13 protein-coding genes are annotated in these 19,856 nt (G+C 39.0%); 2 read left to right on the top strand and 11 right to left on the bottom strand.

Annotated elements, in window-relative coordinates; translation table 11 throughout:
• Window positions 1-32 precede the first annotated feature (32 nt).
• The 6 genes from Cabys_RS16520 to lon form a co-directional block, all read right to left on the bottom strand.
• The gene (locus Cabys_RS16520; protein WP_006927296.1) at window positions 33-2,450 is read right to left on the bottom strand and encodes an SMC domain protein; all 2,418 of its coding nucleotides are present in this window, start codon (window positions 2,448-2,450) and stop codon (window positions 33-35) included.
• Window positions 2,443-2,628 carry a hypothetical protein gene (locus Cabys_RS16525; RefSeq protein ID WP_006927297.1) on the bottom strand — a complete coding sequence of 62 codons (186 nt, stop codon included), beginning with the start codon at window positions 2,626-2,628 and terminating at the stop codon, window positions 2,443-2,445. The genes Cabys_RS16520 and Cabys_RS16525 overlap by 8 nt, the downstream gene beginning before the upstream one ends.
• 9 nt (window positions 2,629-2,637) lie before the next feature.
• Window positions 2,638-3,090, bottom strand: coding sequence for a hypothetical protein (locus Cabys_RS16530; protein ID WP_006927298.1), 453 nt, complete (start codon window positions 3,088-3,090; stop codon window positions 2,638-2,640).
• Window positions 3,091-3,106: 16 nt separating this feature from the next.
• On the bottom strand, window positions 3,107-3,400 hold the full coding sequence (locus Cabys_RS16535) for a WYL domain-containing protein (RefSeq protein ID WP_006927299.1): 294 nt from the start codon (window positions 3,398-3,400) through the stop codon (window positions 3,107-3,109).
• A gap of 420 nt (window positions 3,401-3,820) precedes the next feature.
• Window positions 3,821-4,192: an HU family DNA-binding protein gene (locus tag Cabys_RS16540; RefSeq protein ID WP_006927301.1), complete on the bottom strand. Its 372-nt coding sequence runs from the start codon at window positions 4,190-4,192 to the stop codon at window positions 3,821-3,823.
• Window positions 4,193-5,138: 946 nt separating this feature from the next.
• Window positions 5,139-7,466 (bottom strand): endopeptidase La, encoded by a 2,328-nt coding sequence (gene lon, locus Cabys_RS16555; protein ID WP_006927303.1) that lies wholly within the window; start codon window positions 7,464-7,466, stop codon window positions 5,139-5,141.
• 422 nt (window positions 7,467-7,888) lie between these two features.
• Between lon and glgP the strand changes: the two genes are divergently transcribed.
• Both glgP and Cabys_RS16565 read left to right on the top strand, forming a co-directional pair.
• Window positions 7,889-10,432, top strand: a complete 2,544-nt coding sequence (gene glgP, locus Cabys_RS16560; RefSeq protein ID WP_006927305.1) for an alpha-glucan family phosphorylase — start codon at window positions 7,889-7,891, stop codon at window positions 10,430-10,432.
• Between the two features lie 438 nt (window positions 10,433-10,870).
• Entirely contained in the window at window positions 10,871-12,385 is a 1,515-nt protein-coding gene (locus tag Cabys_RS16565) for a sensor histidine kinase (RefSeq protein WP_169833729.1), read from the top strand.
• A gap of 109 nt (window positions 12,386-12,494) precedes the next feature.
• On the opposite strand, the gene Cabys_RS16570 is transcribed toward Cabys_RS16565, so the two are convergent.
• The 5 genes from Cabys_RS16570 to Cabys_RS16590 form a co-directional block, all read right to left on the bottom strand.
• Window positions 12,495-13,919 carry a hypothetical protein gene (locus tag Cabys_RS16570; RefSeq protein WP_006927311.1) on the bottom strand — a complete coding sequence of 475 codons (1,425 nt, stop codon included), beginning with the start codon at window positions 13,917-13,919 and terminating at the stop codon, window positions 12,495-12,497.
• Entirely contained in the window at window positions 13,919-16,630 is a 2,712-nt protein-coding gene (locus tag Cabys_RS16575; protein WP_006927312.1) for a hypothetical protein, read from the bottom strand. Before Cabys_RS16575 ends, Cabys_RS16570 begins: the two co-directional genes overlap by 1 nt.
• A 184-nt stretch (window positions 16,631-16,814) precedes the next feature.
• Entirely contained in the window at window positions 16,815-17,228 is a 414-nt protein-coding gene (locus tag Cabys_RS16580; RefSeq protein WP_006927313.1) for a hypothetical protein, read from the bottom strand.
• Window position 17,229: 1 nt separating this feature from the next.
• Window positions 17,230-18,120: a hypothetical protein gene (locus Cabys_RS16585; RefSeq protein ID WP_006927314.1), complete on the bottom strand. Its 891-nt coding sequence runs from the start codon at window positions 18,118-18,120 to the stop codon at window positions 17,230-17,232.
• Window positions 18,120-19,856, bottom strand: a complete 1,737-nt coding sequence (locus Cabys_RS16590) for a BNR-4 repeat-containing protein (RefSeq protein WP_006927315.1) — start codon at window positions 19,854-19,856, stop codon at window positions 18,120-18,122. Before Cabys_RS16590 ends, Cabys_RS16585 begins: the two co-directional genes overlap by 1 nt.

The raw sequence follows: 19,856 nt of genomic DNA on the forward strand, positions 1-19,856 counted from the left end.
CGTTTTATTAGAAATAAATCAATTTTTTCCTGTTAACGCCATGCGTGTTCAATTTTTCCACAATAACATCTAATTTTTTTATTAACTGAATCATAATATTTAATAGAAACATATTTTTTACAATTTTCACAATAGAATGAATTTCTTAATTCAAGAACATCTGACCAGAATGCTTTGAAATCACCCATGGTTGCTTTAAAAGTACTGTCATGAGATGCTTTGTTACCGATAAATGTAGAACCGATTAATCGATCTATTGGAGAAGTATCGATTGAAGTGCCTGCATGTTTCTTTAAGTGTCCTTTTAAAGCAGAAAGTAATTCATTCGCCATTCTATCTTCATTCTTATCATTAAACAAAAATTTCACCATTACCGAAAGATGAAAAGCTATGTCTTTAAGCAAACTTTCTAAATATTTGCGAATTTTATTCCCCAAACTGTCGAGTTCATTATTTAATATTAGTTTTTCAATTTGCTCTTTTAAGGACGGCAAGTTAATATCAATCACCGGGCCATGTTTATCTCGCCATTTAAACGTATTAATAAGCCAATTTTTGCCTTTTACCATTTTAGCCACATAATCAAACCAGTTTTTTTCATGAGTCATTAATATTATTTGATAATCCGAGAACTTCTCAACAAGAAGATGAGCAAAACGAACTCTATGGTTTGAGTCAAAACTTGAGATCACATCATCCAAAATAAAAAATTTGTTTTTTTTATTAAACGCCTTAACTGAGGCTAAAAAGAAAGCCAATCCTAAACAATTTAGATGAGATTCACTTAAATATTTATTAGGAGGATTTACTTCATTTTCAAAGAATTTGAATTGAATTGTTATACCTGCAAATTCATCGTTTTTTTTAATAGGAATAAGATTTATGTCCTCGATATGTTCACCAGGATTCATAAAAACATACAACTCGTTAATATCATTGGAAAGATGATCTAAAAAAGACTTGAATCCATCTTCCATTTTCTTGATAAAAGCCGCATAAATTATTTCTAATGTATATTGTTGTTTCTCTAATAATTCTTTAGAATTTTTTAATCTCTTAATTTCAAGATATGCGTTTTTTGAAAGCAAAATTTTACTATGAATTTCGAATTTTGAATCACCTTTTTTATTTGTTTTTAACTTTTCCAAATTTTCTGAAGATATTTTTTTTAATTCTTGAAATTTACTTTCATCAATAGATAAATCATTAATTGGTTTTATCATTTTACCTGTTATAATATCTACGTTTGTTTCGAATTCATAATTTGAATAATCTTTATTAAGTTGTTCTATTTTTAATTTTAATTCTTTATTTTGATCCAAATTAATCAGAAATTCAGACGATAAATTGTTAATTAGGCTTTTTGCTTTAATTATATTTGATTGAACTTGAGATTTCAATTCATTTAATGTAGATTTTTCTTCCTTGTATTTTTTTAGTTCTTCGATCCTCTCTTGTAATTCTCTTAATAAATCCAGTCTATTTTTTGGTTGTAAACATAAGGGACAAATCTCATCTTTAATTATTTCTTCTTTTAACACTCGTTCACCCTCCGATAAAAGGGCTTCGAGTTTTATTTTATTTAATTTATCTATATCAGAAATAATGTTTTGGTATTTCTGGTAATACTCTTCGTATTGTTCGTCAATTTTTTTAGTAATATCAATCAATTGAGCAACTGTTGCCTTCACTTTATTCCAAAATAGTTGTTGTTCAACCAGTTGTATATCTTCCGGTTTCTTTAATAATTCAAGAATTTCATCTATTTCATTAAGAGTATTGACTCTCTTTTTTAATTTTAATGGTTCTAGAATAATATTTATTGTATCAAAATATTGTTTATCAGATACAATATTTTGTCCGAGTTGTTCAATTAATTGGGATTGTTGATAACCAATTTGGGAAGTAAAATTGCTGTTTTTAATCTCTCTTCTTAATGCATTCAATGTTTTTCTTAAAATGTCTCTGGTTTTGATAACTTCCGAAAATCCAATAATAGCAGACAAGGTATTCAATTTCTCTGTTTTTGTTGCTAAAATAAAACTAACCAAATCTCCATATCTCAAATAGATCTGTTCTTTTTGAGATTTTTCTAAAAAAGAATTAAAAGTGGGAGAGTTATTTGAATAATTGGAGATTAACTTAGAATTTGATAAAGATATAGTTTTTGAAGAGTTAAATTCTGATTTAGTATATTCAATTTTTATGTACCCATCATCTGAGTCATCTAAAAAAATATTTCGTAATCCCTCTATACCTTTTTTCCCAATTTCTTCATTCGAAAGATGAGAAATTTTGTCATAATAAAACCACTCAATAGCATCAGTTATACTGCTTTTTCCGGAACCGTTTTCCCCATACAATAAAATTGAATGACTGTTTAACGAGATACTAATCTCATCGTTAATTCCTCGTAATCCTTTAATGATTAGTTTTTTGATTTTAGTCATTATTAGCTTTCTCCCGCAGTTCTAAAAGCGCATTAGATAAATTTTTATCAGATAATTTACCTGAATTATAAAGCTCAATTATAATTTTAATAACATCTTCATCAATATCCGAAATATTTTGTATTTCTTGAAAAAATTCATCTAAGATTTGTTTTCCGCTTTTTATGTCGCTATTCATTTTCCCCTCTTATTCAAAATATTGCCAATCAATTTCGATATTTACATCCAATTTAATGTTCATAATTTCAAAACCTGATTTATTGTTACAAATTGGATAAATACCATAGTTCTTCACAAAATTAAGGATAAAATAACTTTCTAAATCTTCCACTCGGTAATCCCATAAATTTCTCAACATCTCATAATTAATATATGTAAAAAATAACTGATCCACTTTTTTATAATTTGTAATACCTATATTTCTCGATGTCCCTTCATAATGATCAGAAAGTCTTTTTCCAATACTATTGGTTTTCTTTTCGCTCATACCTATGTAAAGCAGACGTGATCTTTTGAACGGATATGCTATATATATTTGTTTCGAAAAAATAAAATATAATCCTCTTAAACCTATTAATGGTTTAAAAAATCTGCTTGAAAATTCTTTAGGTTCATCAAAATAAATTTTGATTTCTTTCATAATTTAATCACACCGATTAAACACAACAATAAATTTTATCCATAGCTGGATCTTTAGGATTATATTCTGGTCGGTATCCTGGAAATTCTTCGTCTGTTATAGAAATATTAGATATCTTATTGACACTAAATAGTTTCCAATGAACTGGGTTTCCTGATTCACTATATCCCCCTATTTGAAATGCTCTTAATAATTCGTTACCTGTTCGCCCAATTCCGTGACAATATGGTTCTACAGTTATGTATCCACCATTATAATAAAATCTAAGAATTTTTCTTGAACTTATTGCAGAACATATTATATTGTTCATTTTTTACTTCTCCTTTTAAATTTTCTAATATAATTATCACGAATCTTTATAATATTTAAATCACTTTTTGATATTATTAATAAGTAAATTCTTCATTTTGTATTTGTATTTACTCAAAATACATAACAGCTAATTCTCTCAACTTCCTTGGATCGCTTTTTCTGGAAATATAATTTCCTCTACTGTTAAAACCAAGTATTTTCGTAAACGTAGCGCGGGATATTTTAGTAAATAAAACAACGCGTCTCTTTTATACTCATGGTCATATGCCTTATTCTACCAGCCAGGAAGTGTATGCCGTTCGGTTGACGTTGGCAATTAGCCATTGTAAATCACAGACCGGCATGAAAGGTAGCCCGATTCTTTAGTGTCGGGCTACCTTCGGGCAACGGCTATATCTGCCTTTAAAGCCTTAAATTATCAACTGCTGGCGCCGGCCTGGGCTTCCAACTCGGCCATGGTTTTGCCGATGTTTTCTTTGTTTTTGATCTCGCCGGTAAAAGCGCCGGACATATTCAAACGTTCCTGAAGGCGCCTGTTAATGCGAAAATTGATTTTAATAGTTCCATCAAGTTTAATTGATGGTGTAAATATGCCTATTCCTTCTAATCGCACCGGGCGTCCCATCGATAAAAAATGCAGCAGGGTATCTTCCAGTTCGGCAAGCATTCCCACCACATCACTCTTGTGCAGACCAGTACGTTCCTTAATGTGCTCCACCAATTCGGTTTTGGTGGTCGTTTTTCCCAGAACAATTTTCGGGAAAAGCGGAACAACATCCTTTAAGGCCATGCTTTATCCTCCTTAAGGTTAGTTAAACCATTTTCCACCGGGAAAAAATAATTTTCCTCACTGGAAAAAAATTTTCTACGGCGGAAAAATTTTTTTTTAGTAAGGAAATTGCCAATCCTGCAGTTTTTTGATAATGTTTTAAGTGCATTCCATTTTTGCTTTTGCATGAAATGTAATCAAAAAATAGTTTTAAATGCCTGTTTAACCGTAAATCAAATTTTAAATACACAAAAACCTCAGAATATTGTAATATCTTTTTAAAGGAGTGGATTAAACAAAAATCGTTACCAATATAAAAAAAATTTTGTTTAAATAAAAGTTTAAATGATTGAATACGGGATGTCCCCCAAATTTTTTAAGATTACAATATTTTTTCTAAAATCATTTTTACAACTCACCCCCTAATCATATAATTACTAAAACGTTAGGCATGCTCTTATCCCCCTCTCTTTTCAAAAAGAGAGGGGGAATAAGGGGGTGAGTTTTTCATACATTCAGCTATTGTATTCCCTTAAATATCAATCGATTATAAGGTCTTTGTTTGAAATTTTGGGGGACATTCAGTAAATGATTGAATACAGAATAACCCTCATTTTTTAAAAAATGTGTAAATAATTTAAACTGCTTAGGTTTTTTGATCAGATACATAACTTTGTTAAAAAAGACAAAGGTTATGGCAAAAAACATGAGTAATTATATTGTATTAGTCAAAGATATCCAACTTTTGCCTTTGGTAAAAGTTTTTTTTAGATGATGCTGATTTTTTTTGCGAGTTTTAGTACATGAAAATTTGCAAAAGATATTAGAAATAGAATTTATCTAATACATTCAGGGATTGCCTTATGCACGTATAGAAAAGCAATGGCCAATCGTAATAAAAAATTTTTTGCTGAAATAAGAGAAGGCCCGATTCCAGACGAATCGGGCTTATTATTTTCATTTAGCCTTACTCAAACGCCAATTCAATCAACTCATCCACCTCTTTAATAAAGTGGAACTTCATGCCCTCGATGTGCCGTCTGGGAATTTCGGCCAGGTCTTTTTTATTTTTCTCCGGCAAAATCACTGTTTCGATCCCTGCCCGTTTGGCGGCAATCACCTTTTCGCGTATGCCGCCCACCGGCAGCACAAGGCCGCGCAGCGTAATTTCACCGGTCATGGCCAGATTATTTTTCACGCATTTGTTAGCATAAAGAGAATACAGGGCGGCAAAGATGGTAATACCGGCGCTCGGTCCGTCTTTAGGAATGGCGCCAGCCGGAACGTGAATATGCGTATCATATTTTTCATAAAAATCATCCTCAATACCGTATTTTTCGGCATTGGAGCGCAAATAGCTCATGGCGGCGCTGGCCGATTCCTTCATCACTTCGCCCAGCTTGCCGGTCAATTGCAACTGTCCCTTGCCTTTCATTTTGGTGGCTTCGATGAACAGAATATCGCCGCCAACCGGAGTCCAGGCCAGACCGGTGGCCACGCCGGGTCGCGAAACACGTTCTGCCACCTCCGAAAAATAGCGTTCCGGTCCTAAGTACTTCTCTACTAATTTAGGCGTAATGCGCCGTTTTTTAATCTTACCCTCAACAATCTCCTTGGCCACGCCTCGTACAATGGATGCTATCTCGCGTTCCAGATTACGTACCCCCGCCTCACGCGTGTACCGATTAATGATCTTGAAAATGGCATTGCGCGTAAAAGTGATTTGTTCTTCTGTAAGACCATGATTTTTTAATTGTTTGGGAATCAAATACCGCTCTGCGATGTGCAGTTTCTCTTCATCAATGTAACCGTTAATTTCGATTACTTCCATACGATCCAGCAAAGGCGGCGGAATGGTGTCGATCATATTGGCCGTGGCAATAAACATCACTTTCGAAAGATCAAACGGTACTTCCAGATAATGATCGGTAAACGAAAAGTTCTGTTCCGGATCGAGCACCTCTAACAGTGCGGACGAAGGATCGCCGCGGAAATCCATGCCCAGCTTGTCGATCTCATCGAGCATGATCACCGGATTGTTGGAACCCACTTTTTTAATTTCCTGAATAATGCGTCCGGGCAGGGCGCCCACATAGGTTCTGCGATGCCCGCGGATTTCCGCCTCATCCCGTACGCCGCCCAGCGACATTCGTGAAAATTTACGATTTAAGGCGCGCGCAATAGAACGCCCCAGGCTGGTTTTGCCCACTCCCGGCGGGCCTACGAAGCAGAGAATGGGGCCTTTCATATCCGATTTTAACTGCCGCACGGCCAGATATTCCAGAATACGCTTTTTAACCTTTTCCAGACCGTAGTGGTCTTCGTTCAAAATTCTTTCCGCCTCTTTAACGTCCAGCCGATCACGCGTACTCTTTTTCCAGGGCATCTCCATCAGCCAGTCCAGATAGGTGCGCGTTACCGTGTACTCGCTGGCCATGGGCGACATTTTAGCCAGACGATTCAATTCTTTTTCCGCCACCTTGCGCACCTCGGCCGGCATCTTTAATTTTGCCAGCTTTTCGCGCAATTCTTCAATTTCCGTCCCTTCGTCTTCGTATTCGCCCAGTTCCTTTTTAATGGCTTTAAGCTGCTCGCGCAAAAAATACTGGCGCTGAGTTTTATTCAGCTCGCCCTGTACGTCGTTTTGAATTTTATTGCCCAGCTCCAGAATCTGGAGTTCCTTGTTAATCAAATAATTGACCTTTTTCAGCCGTTCTTTGACATTCTGAATTTCAAGAACCTGCTGTTTTTCGGAAACGCTAAAATTAATCTGGGCAGCCACCAGATCGGCCAGTTTGTGCGGCTCTTCCGTGTTTAAAATCATTACCCGGTGCTCATTGGTCAGGTAAGGAATGTAATCCACCACTTTCTGGAAAACATTTTTGATGTTGTTCACCAGCGCTTCTACTTCCATGTCCGTTACGAACTCATCGGGCATCTGCTGTATTTTCGCCACAAAAAAAGGTTCGGTTTGCGTCATTTCCACCAGACGAAAGCGGTACAATCCCTGCACAATAATCTGTTCGCTGCCGTCGGGCATTTTGAATTTTTTCAGGATCATAGCCGCCGTGCCCCAGGTGTACAGGTCATCCACGGTGGGATCTTCGATTCGCCCGTCTCTCTGGGCGATTAAGCCGATTACTTTTGAACCTTCGTCCAGATGATTGAGTAATGCCAGTGATTTTTCGCGTCCCACGGCCAGGGGAATGACCTGATGCGGAAAGACCACGGTATTGCGCAATGGCATGATGGGTAATGTTTCCAGAGTTTCAGGAATTATTTTGATTTCTGACACCGCAATTCTCCTATTTTTTTATTCTATTCATAAGCTATCTAACAATTTCCATGCCACCTGTAATCGGTCATTGTCATAATTTCTTTAAAAACTTAAAATTAAACGAATATTATTACAACGCAAAAAAAATGCACACTATTTCACATGCTGACAGATTACCACGATCTTTGCGCCATTCTGTCAAACGATGTCATATTAACAGCCGCATAAAAAAATCTCCGCCGCGATTTTTCTTATTTGAAGTGGCAAAAATGCCTCCTTAATTTAAAAACTTTGAAAGGTCATTTTATGGCCATGGCAGGTTTAAAACTTTATCTTTTTTTCTGCTTTATTTTCATTTTAAATTTGCAGATTTTAATTCCATTTGCTATTTTGCCTAACAGTAACTCAAAACAGAGTGTATAGATCAAGGAGAAGATTTTATGACGGATCGAAAATCATTGCCAGATAAATTACAACCACTGGAAGGTTTGAGCCAAAATCTATGGTTTAGCTGGAATCACAAAGCGCTTCAATTATTCCAGTCCATAGATGCTGAATTATGGGAAAGTAGCGGGCACAATCCGGTCGCTCTTTTACAGGATGTTTCTGCGGAACGCTTACAACAACTGAGCAATGATCAGGACTTTGTGGAAAAACTAAATCGTATTCATCAGGAGTTTCAGAATTATTTGCAGAGCCAGCCTACGGTTTTCCAACAACAGTTTCCGGATTTAACCGACAAAATCGTTGCCTATTTTTCCGCCGAATTTGGCGTTCATGAATCGCTGCCCAATTACTCGGGCGGGCTGGGCATTCTGGCAGGCGACCATCTGAAATCGGCCAGCGACCTTGGCCTGCCTCTGGTTGGCGTGGGATTGTTTTACAAATACGCCTATTTTAATCAGCAGCTTGATGAGCACGGCAACCAAATCGAATCCTACGACGCGCTGGATCCGCAACGTCTGGCCCTAAAACTGGTGACCGATTCTACCGGTCAACCGATTAAAATTTCTGTCTTTTTAAAAGACCACGAAGTCAAAGCACAAATCTGGCAGGCCGACGTGGGGCGCGTAAAGCTCTATTTACTGGACAGCAACGTTCCGGAGAACGCCCCGGCGGACCAGGAGATCACCAGCACGCTTTACGGCGGCGATCGCGAGATGCGCATTCGGCAGGAGATTCTTTTGGGGATCGGCGGCATTCGTGCGCTGCGTGCCATGGGCTACGAGCCTACCGTCATTCACATGAATGAAGGCCATTCCGCTTTTTCCGGTCTGGAACGTTTGCGGGAGTTGATGGAAAAGGGTCTAACCTTTGAAGAAGCGTATCAGATGGTGCGCAATTCCGCACTGTTTACCACGCATACGCCCATTCCCGCGGGCAACGAGGCTTTTGAATTCGACCTTATGCGCGCCTATTTTAAACCTTTCTGGGAAAACCTGGGCCTTGGCGAACAACAATTTTTTGATCTGGGACGTAATGTTAACGAACACAAACATGAAAACTTTTCTTTAACCGTGCTGGCCTTGAATCTTTCCAGCATGGCCAATGGCGTTAGCGCCATTCACGGCAATGTTTCCCGCGCCATGTGGAAACACATCTTCCCGGGCATACCGGAAAGTGAAATTCCCATCGGGCACATCACCAACGGGATTCACACCGAAACATGGCTGCATCCCCTGATGATTCAGATGTTCGAAGAATATCTGGGCAAGGACTGGCGTGAAAATATCCGCAACGCCGAGTACTGGAAGAAGATCGACGATGTTCCTGATTCTGTGTTCTGGCAAACCATGCAAGAGATGCGCCAAGAAATGGCCGACTATTTGCGCGCCGAATATCAAAAACGGCTGGAACGATTTGCAAACGCCGAACATCACTTCCCCGCTCCCGATGCCATTCTGGATCCGAACATTCTGACCATCGGCTTTGCACGCAGATTTGCCCCCTACAAGCGGGCCACTTTAATCTTCAGAGACCCGGAAAGATTAAAGAAAATTTTAAACGATCCACAACGACCGGTGCAAATTATTTTCGCCGGCAAGGCCCATCCGCACAACGATGCAGGTAAAGAATTGATTCGCACCATCAATCGTTTTGCACAGGAAGAGGGCTACCGTGGGAAGATCGTGTTTGTGGAAGGTTATTCGATGGCCATCTCCCGCGCCATGGTTTCCGGAAGCGATGTTTGGTTGAACAATCCGCGCCGCCCGCTGGAAGCCAGCGGAACGTCCGGCCAGAAAGTGCCGATAAACGGCGGAATCAATTTGTCCATTATGGACGGCTGGTGGCCGGAAGCTTTTAACGGTAAAAACGGCTGGGCCATTGGCGACGATATTGAGTTTGCCGACCCCGAAAGACAGGATCAGCATGACAGCCAGTCGCTGTACGAATTGCTGGAAAAAGAAGTCGTGCCCAATTTTTATGATCGCGATGAAAACGGCGTGCCCTTACGCTGGGTCAAAATGGCCAAAGAATCGCTTAAAACCATCATCCACCAGTTTAGTACGCACCGCATGGTGTGGGAATACATCGAAAAATACTACGTTCCGGGTATGAAACAGGCAACAAAATTATCGAGCAACCAGTTTAGCTTACTGAAAGAACATGTGCGCTGGTTAAAAAATATTAGCGCCAAATGGCCAACAATTCACTTTAGCGTGCTGAGCAACGGCGCCGAAAACAGGATCTTTAGCGCCGGCGAAGAGCGCGACATTCATGTGGTCGTTCACCTGGATGGCTTGAAACCGGAAGAGGTTACGGTGGAACTGGTGCTGGAACGGCAGGACGCCTTACAACGCTCCCAGAATATGGAGACGGTTGCATTGCCTCTGGAAAAAAATCTGGGGCAGGGACAATATCAATACGGCAAAAAAGTGCGCGCAAAAACAGATGGCGCCTACCGCTTTTCCTGCCGCGTTCTGCCGCGTAATGAGAACTTGCTGCATAAACACGACACGCGTTTGATTAAGTGGCTGGATTAAGCGTTTTTTTCGATCCTCTTTAAATTTCAGATTTGACTGCTTGTTACTTTCCGGACAAGCGCGAAAACACTTTTTGGCGACTCCGACGAGTCGCCATTTTTTTAACCATTGAACAGATCGGGCTTCAAGCCGAAACAGTAAAAAAAGTTGTGATTTTAGAGTCTCTTTGCACTTGTTAAATCATAGATTTTGAGGCGGTTCTGCTGCCCCAGGAAAACAGCCTAATAACGATGGAGAAAATTTTGCCGCCTAAAATCAATTCAACCCCCAAGTAAAAACGACCTAATTTTACCCCCGGCTAAAAAGAGGCCAACAGGTGAAGCCCGCGTTTTTTATTCCTGAAAAGGCAAGACTGCCAGTTTTTAACAGGTTCAAAATTGGAAGACTTTTTGCATTGTAAAAATGAAGCGCGTATTTTAAATGGAAAATAGCGTTCTAATGACAATAGAAATACGTTCCATGAAAAGCTTACGTTACAAAATTGGGCTGGGCTATCTTTTTATTATACTTGCCAATATCGTCATGGTGGTCTTTGTTATTTACCACATTCGACAGTTAAGTCAACCCATCACTCAAATATTAAGCGAAAAATATAGGAATGTTAACGCGGCAGAGAACATGAAATTAGCCCTGGCACAACAGGAAGCCGCCCAATTTTCCATGATCGAAGAGGGCTTCGATTCCACGCTTTACTACAATTTTAACACCTATAAAAATGAATTTTTGAACTGGCACCAGAGAGCCATTGAAGGAGTTGCCTTACCAGAAGAACCTGAAATTTTAGACAGTTTAATGTTTGCATTCCGACATTACCTGGCAGATTCGGACTCACTGCAAAAGATGCTCCATGGTGGTTTTTCATATAGGCAAATAAAAAAATTTCACTACTATGTTGTTTTTCCCCAGGTTAAAACTATTGATTCGTTGTGCACGGTTTTAAAAGAAGTAAACCTAACGGCCATTAACGAGGCCAATTTGACAGCGCAAAAAATTTCTCGTAAAACCACTTCGGTCATCGTATTGTTCTCCATTTTTTTAATCGTCATTAGCATGGTTGCCAGTTTGTATTTAACGCGACGAATTGTGCGCCCCATTCGCCAGACCACCGACACGGTGAAAAAAATTGGCCGGGGTCAATTAGATCAAAAAGTAGCGATTGACAGCGACGATGAAATTGGTCAATTGGCCGCCGAATTTAATAAGATGACCGGCCGACTGGCCGCATACGAAAAGATGAATATCGAACAAATTATCGTGGAGAAGAGAAAGTCAGAGGCCATCATTAGCAGCATCCCCGCGGCTATCATTGTGACGGACGCCAACGGATCAATTATTTTAATGAATGATGTGGCTCGCGGCCTCTTCAATCTTGAAAAAAATGATCTTAGCGACAAAAAAATCACCGAATTAATAAACCATCAAGCCATTACACGTCTCTTCTCTCCGGATGCTTCAAAGCAAAAAAAGGAAAAGTCTGGTTTGATTTCACTCACTCTCAATAACGAAGTGACCTTTTTTGAGATGCGTTCTATTTTTGTATTGGACAGGCATAAACACGTGCAAAACGTGGTCATTTTACTTCAGGACGTTACCAGTTTCAAAAAATTGGAGCGCTTAAAGTCCGAATTCATGGCCACCATATCTCACGAACTAAAAACACCATTAACGTCGCTCAACATGACCATCGATATTCTGTTGAGAAGAGTAAAAGGCCCGCTGAATCAAACGCAGCTGGACTTATTACAGGGTGCCCAAAACGATATTAAACGATTAAAAGCTTTTGTTACCGAGCTGCTGGAATACTCGCGCATCGAATCCGGAAACTATCCCCTTAATTTGCAGTCCATCGAGGTGGAACAATTAATCGCCTATGCCGCACGGCCATTTTTACAATCTTTTTCGAAAAAAAATATCACCTTTAAAAACACAATTCGAGCGCCATTAAAAATATAACGTTTCACCTGGTTTGAGAATTTATTTCACTTGGTTTGAGAATTTTTAAATTTAATTTTAACCACCTTATTTAGCCGTTAAAAACTCTTTAAACTGTCAATACGACAGCTTAAAATAATGTACAATGAGTTTTATTATTTAACAAATCAATTATTAATTTCCTAATAGGACGATTAAAGCTTAATATATTTACTTTTTTAGTAATATCAATTGAAGTTATTCCATGGATTTTAAAAGTTAAATTATTTTCTTTTTCATAATATAGGCTATTAAATACAGAAGCTAAATATTCAACACATTTTTGAATTTTATATAAAGTACGATCATTTGCGCCGCTCGGCGTTTTGTCAATTAAAAATACGCGCCCATCATAATTCATGTCTGCAAAATAATATTTGCTATAAATGGTTGATGGGTCTAGGGGATCTTCTTGAGATTTTATTAAATCATTTATTGGAGAACTTAAGCTATACTCTGCAGCGAAAATCATTCCTGTTTCTATTTCATTTGAATAAGCATCCTGACCATATTTCATGGCCCAGTCAGTACTATAATCATCTGGATAAACGGCGCTTGTTGGATAATCCGATAAAGAAGCGCCTTTATATTGGACGGTTAATCGTTTAAAAAAATCAGTGGCGTCAATTATAATTTTCTTGAAATCCTGAACATAACTAACGCCAACTGTTTTTTTATGTTCATAATTACCAATAGTATTAGAAGTTAAAACGCTCCAGTTTTTAGTTGCTTTAATTTCAATATATTTTATTACCGCCCGATTTTCTAATTTTTTAACCGATAAAAGCGATTCAGCAGAAAGCGCTTGCGAAGCGCTTTCACCCTGCCTGGGAAGGACGTAATAAATCCCATTCAAATTAAAAATATTCAACGCCAGATAACGGATAATATAGCTTAAAAGCGTTCTGCATAGAAAATTACCGCTGGTTTCTGCAAGTTTAAGATCATTAAATGTGTAATTTAATCCGCAATTTTCAGAAATAATATTTTGAGCGGTAAAATAATAACTACCATTATGGAATTTTGAAAGCATGGTTTGAACCAGGCTCTGAAGCGATTCGCTCCCTGTGTAGCCAATATCTGATAACGTGATATTGTTATCGTAATAATACTTGATGCCGTCAAATATCTTAAATTTAATGGTGCGATATTTAAGCGCGCCGTTATCTACATAGTAATCCGATTTTTGGATGGAATTAAAATCAAGATAGCCGGTAAAATAGAGTTGTCCATCCCTATAAATTTCAATAAATGTTTTATTTTTCCCATTAGTAAAATTTGTTCCTTCAAAAAAATCGCCACCTTGAAGTGTCAAAGTGAAATTTGGCAAGCGGATGGTTTGTTCGTTTGCTTTCGCTTCAAATTCGATGCGAATGGGACTTATTTTTAAAACATGCAGGTTAGTATTAATGGTTTGCGCCGTTGTATCTTCATAAAAAAAGCGAAATTTTAATTTTCCGGAAGCAGTTCGATATTCATAGCCCTGTTGTGGGAAATAATATTCAACCAACGCCATTAAATTTCTCCACGTTTAAGCTGTTCCTGGCCGTTCTCAACAACAATAGCCAGTTCTTCGGCGTCAATTTCGGCACGCAATTCCTTGTTCTCAATAAGTTCTTTAATTTCATTTAAAAGTTCGATAATCGACGAGTTATCGGTCTGAACCGTTGTCTGATTGATATTTGTAACGCTCCCCCCGGCCAATGCGCCGGCAAATTGCATCGGTTCAACCGCAGGGGGTGCAAACGCTATTTTAAAACCTTCAACCATCCGATTTAAGGCATTTTCAAATTGCGTTAATAAGCGATTAAAAAAGGCGCTAAAATCAATATTAAACAATCCTTTTGCAAACATTTCTTTAAATACCGCTATAAAATCCTTTTCCGGCGCGATGATTTCCGGACCGGCTTCGCCGACTAAACCAAGCGTTGGTTCTTCTACCTTGCCGCCTTTGGCATGTCCTTTAATTTTAGGCTTTATTCCTTTTAATTTATTCTGGGCGGCTGTAAATTGTTGATCTTTTGCTCCTGCACTTTCATTGAAAGATACGCTTGTTATTTTTCTTACTTGAGCATAACCTAATGCCAATTGAGCGGCGGCCGCGGCTAAATTCCACGGATACGGATAAGCCGTATAGGCTTTAGTGACAGCTTCGTATGTATTAATAATAGCCCTGGCAATAGCAGCTGCTTTTCCGATGTTAAACAGCGTTCTATTGGTTCCCTGGAAGGCGTCCATTAATTTGGAAAATATGTTGGTAGCGCTTAAAGCAGCCTGTTTATCCAGGTTTGCGCGCTCTAAAAGAGCTTTTTTATATTCTAAACTCTGTTCGCCATATTTCTTTTTGGCATAAGCCACTTTGCGGTCTAAAAATGCGGCGTAAGCCTGGTAATCGATTTCCTGGGCCTGCCATTCCCATTCGCGGCGCGCTTCTTCGGCTTCAAATCGCCTCTCTTCTTCGGCAGCTTCAATTTCCCGCTTTTGCTGGCGATATTGTTCTTCGATTAGCGCTTTAGCCTCTTCGTTTTCGGCAAATTTTTGCAATTGTTCCTGATACCAGATGGCCAGTTCTTTTAGTTCTCTCTGATGCGCGTCTTGAATGGTCGCTAAACGTAATTCCTGTAATTCTTTTTCCTGCTCTAAGGCATGTTGTTTGGCTTCTTCGTTTAGTTTTTTCTTTTGATCAATGAGCTTTAGATATTCAATGGATTCCTCGCCATACGTTTGGCGGGCGGCCTCAATGCGCTGGTCTAAAATGTTTTGATATTCTTGCAGGCTAAGGCGTCCGGTCTGAAATTTATAATCCTGTAATTCCTGTTCTTTTTGCAGACGTTTCTTTATTTCGTCTTCGGTTATTTTAGTCTTTTGTTGCTCGGTTGTTTTAAAGGCCGGAATGCTTTTTTGATCGATTTCGCTTTGTTTTTGAACATATTGGGCATGGATGGACGTGATATTGCGGTCGCGTTCGCGCGTAATGGCTTTTAGGCGTTCTGCGGTTTGTTGACCGGAGTTTAACGCGGCATCGGCAACCTGTTTTAAGCCCTGTTTAATGCCTTCAACGTCTAATTTAAAGGCGGAACTTAATATTTTACCAATCCCGCCAAAGTAATTTTTTACAAAATCAATGTAGCCTTTAATAAGCTCTTTACCGTAATTGACGAACCATTTTAAATATTCGAAGGCGACTTTTAATTTTTCCTGAAACCCGCCTAAATTGGTAGCCCAGGCGGTGTAAAGAAGCGTGGCCGCGGTAATAATTAAACCAAGCCAGCCCATGGCGCTTTTAATGGAAACACCCAATATTTTAAATGAAGTGTTCCACGCATTAAACATAGGGATTAATTTAAAACCTATAACGCTTAACCCCGCCGCAACCGTAATAAATTGCAAGACGCCGTCATTTAAGTTGTTGAAAAATGTAAGCGCTTTGTTGCCAATTTCTAACAAAGGCACATAGGCTTTATTTATCAGTCGCCCAAATTTAGCCCGTAATTCTTCAATATTAGCCGCGGTCGCAGCCTGCTTTCCGGCGTTTGATTCTAAAAAATCGCCATACGCGCCCTGTACCTTGCCGCCGTATTCCATTACCGCGTTTAGCAATGCCTGCGCCTTTTGCTGATCCGTCAGCTTCCCGGCCGTCGTCCCGATTTGTCGGGCATACTCGGCGTAAATGGCGGAAGGATTTTTCTGGAATAGTTTGTCAGTCCCTTCATCTATGCCTAGTATGGCCTGATTAATGGCCGTTAAAGCCTGTTCTGCGTCTAATCCTTGAGCTGCGGCCAAATCCAACAGTCTGCCCATGGCCGCACTTGTTTGGGAAACATCCCCGGCTTTTTGCCCTAATTTAGTCAGGGCAATGGTCATTTCGTTAGCCTGAATGGTGTTTAACTTATAGGCCTCTTTAGCTTTATTGGCGGTTATGTTTAATTGATCTAAATCAGCACCGGTCAGTTTAGCGGTTGCAGCTAATTTCATATTCGATTGCTCGAAATCATTGGCCGCATTAATCAAATCGCCAAGCGGAGCTAAAAGGCGTTTATACCCTTCGATGGTGAAAAATACTTTTTCGCCGAATTCAGCCACACGCTGAAAGGCTGTTTTCATCTGATTTATTTTTTGCGTGGATTTTTCTACAACGTTATTTACCGCTTTGCCAAAATTTTTTATTTTGACTTCGCCAGTGGCGCTGTCGATCTCAATTTTTAATCTAATTTCAGTTTCTGCCATTTTTAACCTTTTTGGCTATTTTTCCATTCAATCCAATTATGAATGCCCAGCCAATAAATAAGCTCCTCATAAGAATATAGACGCTCGATGGCGTCTATTTTTTCCAGGTCGCCGTTGCAAACGTTAAAAAGCAAAATATCAAGCGCATGCTCGCGCCCAATCTTGGAAACTTCGTGATAGGTTTTTATGCCAAAACGCCGGATAATTTCATCAATCCGTCGATGGCTGGCTTGTTCAATAAAAAAAGGGCTTCACCCAAATTGACCGCGTCATTCAAATCAATTTCATTCCATTTAATCTTTTGCGCCTTGGGCTGATCGGCAAAAAGGATGTAGCCAAGATGTTCCAATTTGCCGTTTTCAATTACAAAATCCATAAAAGCGCTTAGATTAAATTCATTTTGACCGGCATTTTTGAAGCCTTTAAACAATTTTAAAAGCTCTTTTAATTGGCGAATTTTAAGCGGTTTTAGAGTTAGTTTTACGCCCTGGATAACAACGGTTTTTTGCTGAAGGTTCTCCATTTTACTTTGATTTTCATTTTTAATTTCGCTTTGCGTTTTATTTTTATCCGATTTTTTAACTTGTTTTTTACTCATTTTAATACTCCTTAAAATTACTTAATTTACCGATTTCCAATTGTGCATTGTCCAAAAGCGCGTCAAAAGCATATTGACCGCCTTTGTTATGAATGATAAAGGTTAATTCAATCGCTAATTCCGTAACGTTTAAAGTTTTTGTAAAACTAATACGCTTTTGTTCGCCGCTATTAAAACTAAAAATTTCATAATCGAATGTAATAAACGAACCGTCTTCGCGTCGCGTATAGCATCCCAGGCATAAATTGCCGTTTCCCGTTATAACATCCGGATCGAATTTAACATAAACCGACGCGCTTACTTTTAACCTCCCTATAAAGGGCGCCTTAGCGCGATATTGAATATTTTGGTCGGAACCGGTGGTATAGTAGATATATTGAGCATTTCCGCCGCCGGACAAAAAAGACGTCCGAATTTCAACACTATTAACGCTGGCGCTCTTTACCCATCCGTCCGCCAGACCGTCGCTATTGGAATCGTTTTCAAATTTGCCGTCCGGATGCAATAAATTAACCTGCTGCGCAACCAAATCGGCGCTGCCTGAACCGGCAATGGTTAATCGGTGCGGCTTAGAACTAAAAGAGCGCTCGGTAAAATAGAATAAAAAAATATCGCTAAGCGTCAATACAGAATCCAGGCCAACCAGGTAAACGGTTTGTTTAGTCGTGTTGCGCGCCGCCAGGTTATTTAAAATATTTTCATTGAATTGAATAACGTTGGCGTTAAAATCAAAACTCTTTTCAATAAGCAAGGTTTGATTCTCAATGCTTTTAACTTTTTTCGGCTTTTCTTTAATGCGCGCTTCGCACCAGCCAAGATGCAAATAACCATTAGTCGCATCGTACAAAGTAATTTGCGCAGGTCCGGAAAATATATCTAAATCCGTAGCCATTATTTTTTACGCTCCAGCTTTAAAATGCCCAGTTGTTTATAACTACCGTCGTTTAATACGAATTGCACAAAGCCCAGTTTAGTATTCGAATCAAGCAAATTCATACAAATCGATTTATAACCGATCCCGGCATATTGTTCGCTTTCTGGAATGATATCATTGCGGTATTGATACCATTTTTCGCCATAATCATAAGATCGAATTTGATAGAAAAACGGATAACCGCTTTTACCTTTAGGCGAAATAAAAATATCCACATAACCGCTTTTGCGGGCTAATAGCGCCGAAGTAAATCCTGTTAAAATGCCATCGATCATAAAAAAGTTGGTAATATCTTTTTGCGTTTTTATGCCGTTTTTATAATGCACAAAAATCGCATGACGATTATCATAATTCCCGTTCTCATAATACAGTATCTGATAAAGTAAAAACGGCGTCCCGTCATCGTCAATTGCCACTGCTATCGGAGAAAAGTAATCATTGTTGGTTGTATCAATGCTTCCGTCAACCAAAAAATAGGTTTCAGATTCAGCTGGCGTAATACTGCCATTAGTGACTACATTTTTACTAAACGTGCGCTCGGAATTATACCAGGTTTCGCCGTCCTCTGTTTGATAATAGTATATCCTCTTGTTTTTTCCGGCTGATCCATTACGGACAATAACCATCATGCCCAGATATTTATTATTAGAGCCGCTGACGATGTAATAATTTATCGGATCGGTTATTCCCACAATGCCGGTAATTTCATCCACAATTTTAAACGGGCTGCCCCAGGTCTGTCCGCCGTCGGAGCTAAACATTCCGCAATTATGGTAATCGCTGCCTACGCCGGGCTCGCCGCGCCATAAAAGCATAATTTTACCGTTGGGGAATTTAAAAAGGTTTGGATAGCCCATAAAAAAGCCCTGGGCATAGCCATCAAAAACGGTGGCAAAGTTATTGTAATCTTCCGGACTAGTCGATCGTTTTACAATGATTCCTCTGTTGTGACTGGTGCTAACATTATCATAAGCGTAAAGAATATAGCCGTCGTCGCTCAGCATTATAGGCGCAATATGGTGGTTATCGCTGCCCGAAACGCCTGGCGCAAGCAGGTCTTTTTTTGCCGAATAGGTTTTGGTTAATAAATCGTAATACCACATATAATTAGTTTGAACGCCGCTAACATTAACTTGCGCAATGAACCACACTTTATTGTTGTAATAGTAATTTTTGCTGCGCTCATAAACATTGACCGGATAATAAGAACTGTTCACAACGATCTTATCGTATTTTACCTTTATGTCATAATCGTTGTAACCGAAAATGCAAAAATTTTCTTCCTTTAAAACCGCGTTCGAAACCTGAATAGTAAGAATGTGGAGCTCATCGCCAAAACCACGCTTTACCGAATAGCCGGAAACCATCGCTTTATCAAAATACCAGCGTTCGTCTTCAACGTCGCTAATTATTTTTACAATGATGGCAATTTTGGTATTAAGCTGATTTTTAACCTGCTTTAAAATATCCAGCGTTTGCGAATGGTCGGCCTGCGCCAGATTAATGGTTAATTTAGCGTTAATAAATAGCTGCCGTTCCTGACCGTCGCCAAACTGATATTTTTTCGGCTCCAGCGTTATTTCTGCGCCGCCGCTTTCATTGGCTAAAATATCAATATCAAAATCAACCCCTAAATCGGGATTATGGATATTGATTTTCCTGATTTGCTGAATGTAAATCTTTTCCAGATTCAT

Origin of the sequence: Caldithrix abyssi DSM 13497, assembly GCF_001886815.1 — a bacterium.
Taxonomy (GTDB): Bacteria; Calditrichota; Calditrichia; order Calditrichales; family Calditrichaceae; genus Caldithrix; species Caldithrix abyssi.